Annotated in this window: 10 protein-coding genes and 1 pseudogene; 9 read left to right on the forward strand and 2 right to left on the reverse strand. The window is 69.1% G+C overall.

Annotation, left to right across the window (positions count from 1 at the left end; translation table 11 throughout):
* The 6 genes from ACFWEP_RS25300 to ACFWEP_RS25325 all read left to right on the forward strand — a co-directional run.
* Nucleotides 1-612: transposase family protein (locus ACFWEP_RS25300; RefSeq protein WP_387373147.1), on the forward strand; the 612-nt coding region annotated here is incomplete at its 5' end.
* A gap of 253 nt (nucleotides 613-865) precedes the next feature.
* Nucleotides 866-1,270 carry an ATP-binding protein gene (locus ACFWEP_RS25305; protein ID WP_387373148.1) on the forward strand — a complete coding sequence of 135 codons (405 nt, stop codon included), beginning with the start codon at nucleotides 866-868 and terminating at the stop codon, nucleotides 1,268-1,270.
* Between the two features lie 673 nt (nucleotides 1,271-1,943).
* Nucleotides 1,944-3,422 (forward strand): aminotransferase class I/II-fold pyridoxal phosphate-dependent enzyme, encoded by a 1,479-nt coding sequence (locus ACFWEP_RS25310; protein ID WP_387373150.1) that lies wholly within the window; start codon nucleotides 1,944-1,946, stop codon nucleotides 3,420-3,422.
* A gap of 209 nt (nucleotides 3,423-3,631) precedes the next feature.
* Nucleotides 3,632-3,868, forward strand: a complete 237-nt coding sequence (locus ACFWEP_RS25315; protein ID WP_387373152.1) for a DUF2945 domain-containing protein — start codon at nucleotides 3,632-3,634, stop codon at nucleotides 3,866-3,868.
* Nucleotides 3,865-4,209: a DUF3140 domain-containing protein gene (locus ACFWEP_RS25320; protein WP_387373154.1), complete on the forward strand. Its 345-nt coding sequence runs from the start codon at nucleotides 3,865-3,867 to the stop codon at nucleotides 4,207-4,209. The genes ACFWEP_RS25315 and ACFWEP_RS25320 overlap by 4 nt, the downstream gene beginning before the upstream one ends.
* Nucleotides 4,210-4,319: 110 nt before the next feature.
* On the forward strand, nucleotides 4,320-5,207 hold the full coding sequence (locus ACFWEP_RS25325; RefSeq protein WP_387373156.1) for an SDR family oxidoreductase: 888 nt from the start codon (nucleotides 4,320-4,322) through the stop codon (nucleotides 5,205-5,207).
* Between the two features lie 8 nt (nucleotides 5,208-5,215).
* On the opposite strand, the gene ACFWEP_RS25330 is transcribed toward ACFWEP_RS25325, so the two are convergent.
* Entirely contained in the window at nucleotides 5,216-5,752 is a 537-nt protein-coding gene (locus ACFWEP_RS25330) for a cysteine hydrolase family protein (RefSeq protein WP_387373158.1), read from the reverse strand.
* 109 nt (nucleotides 5,753-5,861) lie between these two features.
* Nucleotides 5,862-6,195, reverse strand: a pseudogene (locus tag ACFWEP_RS25335) (glutathione-dependent formaldehyde dehydrogenase); the annotation flags it as partial.
* Nucleotides 6,196-6,442: 247 nt separating this feature from the next.
* On the opposite strand from ACFWEP_RS25335, the gene ACFWEP_RS25340 reads away from it, so the two are divergent.
* The 3 genes from ACFWEP_RS25340 (at nucleotide 6,443) to ACFWEP_RS25350 (ending at nucleotide 10,028) form a co-directional block, all read left to right on the forward strand.
* Nucleotides 6,443-7,225, forward strand: coding sequence for a VOC family protein (locus tag ACFWEP_RS25340; RefSeq protein ID WP_387373160.1), 783 nt, complete (start codon nucleotides 6,443-6,445; stop codon nucleotides 7,223-7,225).
* Between the two features lie 74 nt (nucleotides 7,226-7,299).
* Complete coding sequence (locus ACFWEP_RS25345) at nucleotides 7,300-8,490, forward strand: aromatic acid exporter family protein (RefSeq protein ID WP_387373162.1); 1,191 nt, start codon at nucleotides 7,300-7,302, stop codon at nucleotides 8,488-8,490.
* Nucleotides 8,491-9,338: 848 nt separating this feature from the next.
* Entirely contained in the window at nucleotides 9,339-10,028 is a 690-nt protein-coding gene (locus tag ACFWEP_RS25350) for a HemK2/MTQ2 family protein methyltransferase (protein ID WP_387373163.1), read from the forward strand.
* Nucleotides 10,029-10,160: the final 132 nt, after the last annotated feature.

Here is a 10,160-nt window from a genome sequence, read left to right on the forward strand (position 1 = left end):
ATGGTGGCCGTCTACTACCGGACGAACCTCACGATGCGGCAGCTCGCGCCGCTGTTCGGCTGCTCCCCGGCCACCGTGTGCCGGGTCATCCAGAGACTGAGGCCGCTCCTGGCCATCGAGCCCGCGACCCGCCCGACCGACGCCGTGGAACGACTCTGGATCGTGGACGGCACGCTGATCCCGGTCCGGGACCGGAAGGTCGGCGCCTCCTCCCGCAACTACCGCTTCTCCGCGAACGTGCAGGTCATCATCGACGCCGACACCAAGCTCGTCATCGCGGCCGCCCGTCCCGTCCCCGGCAACACCGCGGACGCGAAAGCGTGGCGGGACTCCGGCCTCGCGGACATCTGCCAGGGCGTGACCGTGCTCGCCGACGGCGCCTACACCAATACCGGCCTCGTCATCCCGCACCGCAAACGACCCGGCCGCCCCCTGCTGCCCGGTGAGCAAACGGACAACGCCGCCCACCGAAAAGTGCGCGCCCGCGTGGAACACGCCTTCGCCCGCATGAAGCACTACAAGATCCTCCGCGACTGCCGGCAACGCGGCAACGGCCTCCACTACGCAGTCCAAGCCGTCGCCACCATGCACAACCACGCCCTCACACCATGATCCGCAAAGGTGCCGAACCCGGCTCCGCCTGCCCGCCCACAGACTTCTGCAACACGCTTTAGGGCGTGTGTCGCAAGTCCCGCCCCACGGGCGGACGGCGCCACTTTCGACACACGCCCTAGGAGCATACGGGGGCCGCCTCCGCAGGCCTGCTTGCACGGTGTGAGGACGGTGGGGTGCGGGGTAGCTGGGACGGAGTGGCGGCTTCGGGGTGATTGGGCTGCTGGGAGCGTGCGGGGAGACGAGGGAACGCATGGGCGCACAGTTCACGATCCTGCTGGAAGCCAGCGGTCCGGTGATCGCCAATGCCCGTCATCTCGCCGTCGATTTCCTCGACACCAAGGTCGCCGATGACGGAACGCCGGTGTCCATGAGGACCAGGGACATCACCCAGCTCGTGGTCAGCGAACTCGTCACCAACGCACGCAAGTACGCTCCGGGGCCGGTCCGTCTCGAGCTGAGCATCCACGAGAGCATGATGGAGATCGCGGTCTGGGACACCAACCCCACCCTGCCATCCCCGCGGCCTGCGAACCCGGACCGGATCGGTCAGCACGGGCTCGAAATCGTCAAAGCTCTCGCCGACACGTTCGATTCCCGCCCCGAACCCGGCGGCAAGCGGGTCAGCGCCCATATCAGCCACCCCTACCGCCCCTGAGCCAGCGGGCCTGAAGCTGAGGGCCGTCCCGCTTTCCAGGCGGCGCAGCATGCGGTCTCGGGGGCGCCGCGCCGACGGCGCGTGATGCCGGGGGCACGGTAGAGCGCCTTGCCGTCCTGTCGACTGCGAGTCGGCGAGCCGGTGCAAGGCTCCGTGCTACGGCCGCCGGAGTTCATCGCGACGCGCCGGGTGCGAGGACCGCACAGCACCGCGCCCCTGACCTGGACGTCGTCTCGCCGCCATCTGTACGGGCCCACCGAAGTAGAGCAATCGGAGCATTCCGCCACCGTGTGAACGTATGGGCGTTCTGCCTTTTGTTTTTCGGCTTGAGGATCTCCTACGACTGAGAAGAGTCCGTAGCCGGCGGCGGCGGCGAAGAAAGCCGTAGCGGAGAAAGCGGTGGCGGAGAAGGCAGCGCGCGCACCGACCACCTGCGGCCGGTCTCGTCGGTGCCGGCTCGGCGAGACCCGGTGGAGCGCGAACACACCGCCTGCACCTTCGAGCCCGGCACCTGCGGGGGAGGAGGCCATCACGACCTGGCGCCCAGGGGTTCTCACCGGCGTCGCCCTGACCTCCGCGCACAGGTCGTGGTGAGGGCCCCTTTCGGTCCAAGAGGCCGCTCCCGACCTCACGCCTCGTGTTTTGTCCCTCCCGAACCGGAAAGCCGCACCCCATGGACCACTCCGAAGCACCTGTTCTCGATGCTCTGACGGCGTACCAGGCGCAGGACCAGTTGCCGTTCACGCCCCCCGGTCACAAGCAGGGCCGGGGAGCCGATCCGAGGGTCCGGGCGGTCCTGGGCGACGCTCTGTTCCGGGCGGACATGCTCGCGGTGTCCGGCCTGGACGACCGGACGATGTCGCGCAAGGTCATGGAACGTGCCGAGACCCTGATGGCGGACGCGGTGGGTGCCGATCACACCTTCTTCTCCACCTGCGGAAGCTCCCTCTCGGTGAAGGCCGCGATGCTCTCCGTGGCGGGGCCGCACCAGAAGCTGCTGGTCGGCCGGGACGTCCACAAGTCGGTGATCTCGGGCCTGATCCTCGCCGGCATCCGTCCTGTGTGGGTCGATCCCCAGTGGGACGTCGACCTCCACCTCGCCCACCCGCCGGCTCCCGAGGCCTTCCGGGCAGCGTTCGAGGAGCACCCCGACGCGCGCGGGGCCCTGGTCACCAGCCCCACCCCTTACGGTGCCTGCGCGGACGTCGGAGCCATTGCGGAGCTCTGCCACCGCCGAGGAGTTCCGCTGATCGTGGACGAGGCGTGGGGAGCCCATTTGCCCTTTCACCCGGACCTGCCCACCTGGGCGATGGACGCGGGCGCCGACGTGTGCGTGACCTCGGTCCACAAGATGGGCTCCGGACTCGAACAGGGGTCGGTCTTCCACCTGCAGGGCGACCTCGTCACCAAGGACACCCTCGCCGCCCGCGCCGACCTGCTGGACACCACCAGCCCGTCGGTACTCGTCTACGCTGCCCTCGACGGGTGGCGCCGCCAGATGGTGGAGCACGGCCGCGACCTCCTGGACGAGGCGCTCACGCGGGCCCACCGCGTGCGCGCGGCCATCGGCGACATCAAGGGCCTGCACGTCAACGGACGGGCCGACTTCTGCGGCGCCGGACGAGCCGCCGACCTGGACCCGTTGCAGATCTTCATCGATCTGAGCGGCGTCCCGTTCGACGGTTACGCCGCCGCCGACTGGTTGCGCCGGACCCACCGCATCAACCTGCACACCTCGGACCACCGGCGCGTCAATGCCCAGCTGACGTACGCCGACGACGACACCACGACGGCACGTCTCCTCGACGGCCTGCGCGATCTCGTCGCCCACGCGGACGAGTTGCCGGCCGCACCGGACATCCGCCTGCCGGACCCGGGCGAACTCCGGCTCCGCCAGGCGGCGCTTCCCCGGGACGCGTTCTTCGGGGAGGTCGAGCAGGTCCCCGCCGAACAGGCGGTCGGCCGGACCTGCGCCGAAATGCTCACCCCCTACCCTCCCGGCATCCCCGCCGTCGTCCCCGGAGAGGTGCTCGACCAGGTCGTGGTGGACTATTTGCGCAGCGGGGTACGCGCCGGGATGCTGGTCCCCGACGCGGCCGACGGCACGCTGGACACCATTCGGGTCTCCGTCCGCGACGTTGACGCGGACTGATTCGGCCCCGCGGTTGCCCGCGGCCCGGAACCGGGCCCCGAGCAGGTCACCGTATGCACACTCGCCCGGTCGAAGCGTCTCGCCCGGGCAGCAGAGCAGGATGCTGTCCGTGCCCAGCGCGCGGGGCCGCGGGGAAGCGTCGATCCTGGAGGCGGCGGCATGCGAACGAACGCCGCCCCCCACGAGTTGCGGGAGAAAGGTTCGCTCACGTGGCCAGGAAAAAGGACAGAAGGCTCTCCAAGGGTGACGACGTCAGCTGGAAGAGTCACGGCCAGGACGTGGAAGGCTCGGTGAAGCGCAGGATCGACCAGCGCACCAAGGCGGCCGGCCGCACCGTGGAGGCCTCCAAGGAACAACCTCAGTACGAGGTCCAGAGTGACAAGACGGGCAAAACCGCGGTGCATCGCCCGGAATCACTGCGCAAGAGAGACAGCGGCAGCTCGTGAGCACCGGTGGTGACGAGGACCGGCAGAGCGTGCTCGACCGCTTCGGTGATGCCGTCAACATGTCCGCAGCCGAGCTGGAGAGGTGGCTCGAAACGGATACGGCGCGGGAGGTGGGCCAGAAGGGCAGCGGGGGCGGCGAGTCGACCGGCCACGCCTCCGGCCGGAGGATCGTCGCCCTGCTGCGCACCGCCGAGTCGAATCTCAGCGATGCCGACCTCGCGCACATGCGCAAGGTCACCGGCTATGTACACCGGCACCTCGCGCAGCGCCCCGGGGGCGACATCAGCGAATCCAAGTGGCGCTACTCGCTGATGAACTGGGGTCACGACCCCGAGAAGTAGGACCGGAGGGCGGTCGTGGCCACAGCCCCGCCTCGCATTTCTGGTTTCCGCCCCGCCCGGAAAGCCGTCCGCCATGCAGCAGCCGTCCGCCGAACAGCAGAGGGAGCACCATGCCGAGCGACGACCGTCCGCAGGACCCCAATAGGCGCTACCCGCGTCCCGACTTCCCTCAGCAGGAGCAACAACACCCGGGCTGGACAGGGCCCATGGATCCACCGCCCGACCATGGCGAGGATTCCTACCGGGGCGCGGGTCTCCTCACCGATCGCGCGGCCGTGGTCACGGGAGGCGATTCCGGCATCGGCCGCGCGGTCGCCCTGGCGTTCGCCAGGGAAGGCGCGGACGTCCTGCTGACCCACCTTGCCGAGGAAGAGGACGAGGCGCGCGAGACGGTGCGCCTGGTGGAGCAGGCGGGGCGGATGGCGGTAACCGTGGTGTGCGACATCCGGGACGAGGAGCAGTGCGGTGCCCTCGTCGAGCGGGCCGTCTCGGCCTTCGGCCGCATCGACGTCCTGGTGAACAACGCGGCCTACCAGATGTCCCAGCCCGACGGAATCGCCGCGATCTCGACCGAGCAGTTCGACCGGGTCGTCCGCACCAACCTGTACGGGATGTTCTGGCTCTGCAAAGCCGCTCTGCCGCACATCCCGCCGGGCGGCTCGATCATCAACACGACGTCCGTACAGGCCTACAAGCCCAGCCCGCACCTGCTCGACTACGCGATGACCAAGGGCGCGATCGTCACCTTCACCCAGGGTCTCGCCCAGATGGTCGCGGCCGACGGAATCCGCGTCAACGCCGTGGCGCCGGGCCCCGTCTGGACCCCCCTCATCCCCGCGACCATGCCGGACACCACGGAGTTCGGGAAGCAGGGCCCCTTCGGCAGGCCCGCACAGCCCGCCGAGATGGCGCCGGCGTACGTCTTTCTCGCCTCTTCGAACGCCTCGTACATCACCGGCGAGATCATGAACGCCACCGGTGGGACACCGCTTCCCTGAGGCGGTCCTCAGAACCGCGCCGCGTCGGCCGTCGTGATCGTCGCCCCCATGTTGCGTTCCATCATCAGCAGGGCGGCGTCCGCGAGGTCTTCGTGGATGTGGGCGACGGCGTCCTTCGGGATCGTCACCCGCAGGTGGCGGATGTGGGCGTCGAGGGCGGAGTACAGCACGCACTGCTCGGTCACCTGGCCCGTGAGGACGACGTGGTCCACCCCAAGTCGGTTGAGCAAGTAGCTGAGGGGGGTCTCGTAGAAGATCGAGTGGCGCGCCTTGATCACGAAGAGGGAGTCCCCGTCCGGCCGCACCGGGCGGACAAGCTCCGATCGCGGCCCGGCCAGGGCGGTTTCGACCAGCTCCCCGTGGTGGGAGCGCCACTGGCCGAAGTTGTCGTTCGCGAAGATGACCGGCACTCCCGCGGAGCGCGCACGCTCCAGCAGGCTTACCACGTGGGGCACCGCCTCTTGTACGGACGGGACGAGGAGTTCCGCGTCGGGGTGATCGTAGGTGTTGATCATGTCGATCACGATGAGAGCGCTCTTCCCCATACGGTCATGGTGGCAGCGCGCCGAGCGCGTGCAAGTCGCGTGTCTTTCGGGGAGGCTGACCGGCCCTGCCCTCCCACCCCCGGTGCAGGAGGGCACGGAAACGGTCTCGGGGGACCAGGAGCGTTTCGATCATGCCGTCCGCCTTCTGCTGGAAGGTGGCGTACGCCTGCGGTCCCCGTTCCAGGGGCAGGTGGTGGGTGGCGAAGGTGCCGACGCCCAACGGGTCCTCGTCGGTCAGGAGCAGCAAGGCCGTCGACCCAGGGTTTCACGTTCGCCTGGCCCATGCGGAGCTGGATCTGCTTGTCGAACATGGTCAGCAGGGGCAGCGGGTCGGCGGAGCGGCCGTAGACGCCGGACAGGGAGATCGTTCCGCCGCGGCGGACCGCGTCGATCGCGGCGTACAGCGCGGAGAGCCGGTCGATGCCCGCCTTGTCCATGAGGCGCGCATATGCCTGCGCCGACGGTCTTCGCCTGCCCGGTCGTCGGGTACACACCCAGCTCGCGCTCTCTCCATCTGGCGGGTTTTTTCCCGAGCGGTGCGAGCCGGGAGGGTCCGAACAGCTGAGAGCGGCGGCGTCCGGTCAGCGGCGGGGCTTTCCTCGACGAGGAGAAACCCATGTACAGCGGGTCCCGGCCTTTGACCGCGGTGGTGGGAGGCTGGACGAGAACGGATGACCGAGGAGGGCTTTGATGTCTGCGACCACCGGCCGACGGTTGCCCGCGCCGGGTACTCCTGGCTGGGTCAACCTGATGGTGGAAGATCTGTCTGCGGCCCGGGCGTTCTACGCGGCGGTCCTGGGCTGGGAGTTCCAGCCCAGCCCCCTGGGGGATCAAGTTCTCGTCGCTTCCGCCGAGGGCGCACCGGTGGCGGTAATCGGCAAGCGAAACCCGGGCTTCGCTCCGGAATCCCCATGGACCCCCTCCTTCGTGGTTCGCGACGCCGGAACGACCGCCGCCAGGGTGCAGGAGCGGGGTGCCACCGTGGCTGTCGGCCCGGTGGCACTGAGCCAGGGGCGCGCCGGCCTGGCCGCTGATCCGGAAGGAGCGACCTTCGGGTTCCGGGAAGGGGCCGTTCCGGCGTGGACCGGGGAATCCCGAGCCCGTTCTCGGATCGATCTGCAGACCCGCAACGTCTTCGACGCCGCCCTGTTCTACGGCGGGGTACTCGGCTGGGCCGCGGAGCCCGGGATCAAGGTCACCCACCAGGACGACCTCGTCGTGGTGGAGGCGGAGGGAACGGCGGCCCTCACTCCTCGGGGCGGCGGAGCGCCGGGATCGGGCGAGCCCCATCTGCGGCCGCGCTGGCTGGTGAACTTCAGCGTCGACGATGTCGAAGCAGCTGTGGCGGCGGCGGCGCGGGAAGGCGGTCGCCGACCTCGTCCGCCCGCCACGAGCGGGACGCCGAAAGGGTTCTCACGAACGCTGCAGAACCCGACCGGCGGACTCTTCACTCCGACGCATCGCCGCCCTTGAGCGCGAAGCGACCACGCCGCGCGCGTTCGTCCTCCCGAGCCGCTGGGACGGACATGCGGAGGGCGGTGCCCGGCGTGTCCGATGACAAGGCGACCGCCAAAGGGCAGGGATGGTCCACGCGTGTGGCCGACTGGTGGGGAAGGGCCGTACACGAGGGCGGTCAGGAGCGGCACACCCTGCTGCTGATCGGCAAGAGCACCCTCGCCGCCACCCTCGCCTGGCTGGTGTCGTACGACCTCATGGACGCCACGTCACCGGCGTTCGCCCCGTTCTCCGCGGTGACGATCATGTACGTCACCGTGTACCAGTCCGTCGTGCAGTCGCTGCGCTACGTCGCGGCGGTCGCGGTGGGAGTCGCGGTCCAGGCCCTGCTGGGCTTCCTCGCCGGCCCGGATCTGCTGACCTTCGTGCTGGTGGCGGTGATCGCCTTGTCCATCAGCCGCCTGCGCGTCCTGGGAACGCAGGGACCGCAGGTGGCCACCGCCGCCCTCTTCGCGTTCTCCACCTACGTCAGCACCACCGACGACTCCGCCAGGGTGAGCCGACTGGCGCAGATCGTGCTCCTGGTCCTGATCGGCTGCGCCATCGGCACCGCCGTCAACGTCGCCATCGCCCCGCCCCTGCGCTACCGCAGCGCCGAACACGCAGTCCGTGTCCTGGCCCGTACGCTCCACGACCTGACGTCCGACATGCACCCGGCCCTGCGCGACAAGACCCTCGACGCGGACGCCACTTCCCGCTGGCGCGACCGGGCCGCCCGGACCGGCAGCCTCATCGAGCAGGCCAGGGCCGGTCTCGACACCGCCGTGGAGAGCGTCCGCTACAACCCGCGCCGTCTGCTGCGCCGCCACAGCGGCCACCTCACCTTCCAGGGCTATGCGTCGGTGCTCGCCGCGCTGGAGAGGACTCTGTACCAACTGGCCTCCATGACCAGATGCCTCGACCAGTGGCACGACGAGGAGGCCGAATACGTCTACCAGCCGTTCCTGGTCCGGTACGCGGACTTCCTGGAAGCGGTGTCGGAGACGGCCCTCGCGCTGAGCACCCTCGACGAGGCGACACTGCCGCAGCAGACCGACAGGCTCGCCCTGCTGGCCGGGGAGACCGAGGACCGATGCCGCGAGGTCGTCGTCGAGGCCGACGCGCGCGCCCTTCCGCTCTCCGACCCCAGTCGGCCCTACGGCGTACTCGTCATCGAGGCCACCCGCCTCATGGAAGAGGTGCGGTACACCTGCGACACCCTCAACAGCTGGGTCGAGACATAGCTACCTCCCACCGCCTGCCCCACCCCTCAGGTTCCACGAGGAGCACGAGTGCGGCGGGGCGAGGACACCGACTTCGCGATGAAGCCAGTTCGGGCGAGGGCGGAGCTGCGGCGGGTGGGCGATGGGCCGACCCACCATCAGGACCACGGGACCGCCCACGCACCGGTCGAACACCTCGATGCCATCCCGAATGACGTTTCCTGCACGGTGGGACCGGTGGCCCAACGGAGTGATGGTCGCGCACCTTCGCGAATCTCGGCCCCGTTCGATACGAAGCGTCGGCCGATTCGTGGTCGGTGCCCGCCGTGTCGGAGCGAGGGACCGGCTGATTTCTTCGGATGCCGTCGCGTCACCCCGCAGCGGAATCGATTGCGTGGTTCCACCTCAATTCTCCGAAGGTGCATCCGGTCGAATTCATGGCAGTACTCCATTTCCGTCGAGCGAGTGAACCGCGTGAGGTACACGCGTACACGCGCGTACCGTCGGTGGCCTGAGCCGAACATTCCGTCGGCCGCATGAGGTGCATGAAGAGGACACCGGGTCCGTCGCGGATGTTTTCGGGCGGTCATCCAACGGGCCACCGCAGTCCTCGGGATGAGCATTCATACGGCGGAAGATGCCGGCCCGCTCCGGTTTTTGGATCGCGGGTAGCTGCGGTTCCGATCGTCAGGTCAGTGCAGGTGCGACGTATTTTCTGGAGCCGTATGCGTGGTGTGGTCTCTGATGGCAGGGGCAGGAGGGAGAAGGACGTCGAAGGGTGGCAATAAATGGTGCTGGAGAAGGATTGGCAGGACTATGACGCTATGACGACTGCGCGACGCCCGCCCGCAAGACGGAGCGGTGTCGGCATGTCCTCCCGCGTGAATGGGGGAGGGGGATTTTTTGTCGAGAGGTTCGTGCGATTTCCGGGCGTGTACGCACCCCAGGCGGACAGCTTCTTCCTGGCCGCGGCGATGCGGCGTGAGGGCGTCGGTGCCGGCATGGACGTCCTCGACCTCTGCACGGGTACGGGGGCTCTCGCGCTCCAGGCGGCACGGTTGGGCGCACGGGTGACAGCGGTCGACATCAGCAGACGCGCGGTGGCCACCGCGAGGACGAACGCGCTTTTCGCGCGTCTTCCGCTGTCGGTGCACCACAGTGACCTCCTCGATGCTCTGCCGGGGCGGCGTTTCGACGTAGTGGTCAGCAATCCGCCGTACGTGCCGGCCCTGTGTGCGACACCGCCGCGCAGGGGGGCCCGCAGGGCTTGGGACGCGGGCCCCGACGGGCGGGCGCTGATCGACCGCATCTGCGACGCGGCGCCCCTCGTTCTCCGCCCGGGGGGCCTCCTGCTCATGGTCCACTCGGCGCTGAGCGATCCCGACAAGAGCGTCCGCCGTATCGAAGAGGCAGGCATGAGCGCGTCGGTGACCGACCGGATGGCCATTCCGTTCGGTCCGGTGACGCGTGGCCGCCTCTCCTGGCTGCGCGACCGTGGCCTGCTGCCCGCGGACGCGCACACCGAGGAACTGGTGATCATCCGTGCACGCCGAAGCTGATTCCGACGCCGAACGGCTCATTGAATCGCGATGCGACCAACGTCCCCGCCTGGTTGCCGTCGACCCGGAGGGCCCCGTCCTCGTCGAAGGACCGGTCTCGGTGCGGATGCCCGACGGGCAGACCGTGACGTC

The sequence above is a fragment of the Streptomyces sp. NPDC060198 genome (assembly GCF_042728415.1).
Taxonomy (GTDB): domain Bacteria; phylum Actinomycetota; class Actinomycetes; order Streptomycetales; family Streptomycetaceae; genus Streptomyces.

What these genes read in the sequence shown, in the direction of transcription:
- ACFWEP_RS25305 (WP_387373148.1), top strand. Translation starts at nt 866, where the DNA reads ATGGGCGCACAGTTCACGATCCTGCTGGAAGCCAGCGGTCCGGTGATC.
- ACFWEP_RS25310 (WP_387373150.1), top strand. Translation starts at nt 1,944, where the DNA reads ATGGACCACTCCGAAGCACCTGTTCTCGATGCTCTGACGGCGTACCAG.
- ACFWEP_RS25325 (WP_387373156.1), top strand. Translation starts at nt 4,320, where the DNA reads ATGCCGAGCGACGACCGTCCGCAGGACCCCAATAGGCGCTACCCGCGT.
- ACFWEP_RS25330 (WP_387373158.1), bottom strand. Translation starts at nt 5,752, where the DNA reads ATGGGGAAGAGCGCTCTCATCGTGATCGACATGATCAACACCTACGAT.
- ACFWEP_RS25340 (WP_387373160.1), top strand. Translation starts at nt 6,443, where the DNA reads ATGTCTGCGACCACCGGCCGACGGTTGCCCGCGCCGGGTACTCCTGGC.
- ACFWEP_RS25350 (WP_387373163.1), top strand. Translation starts at nt 9,339, where the DNA reads ATGTCCTCCCGCGTGAATGGGGGAGGGGGATTTTTTGTCGAGAGGTTC.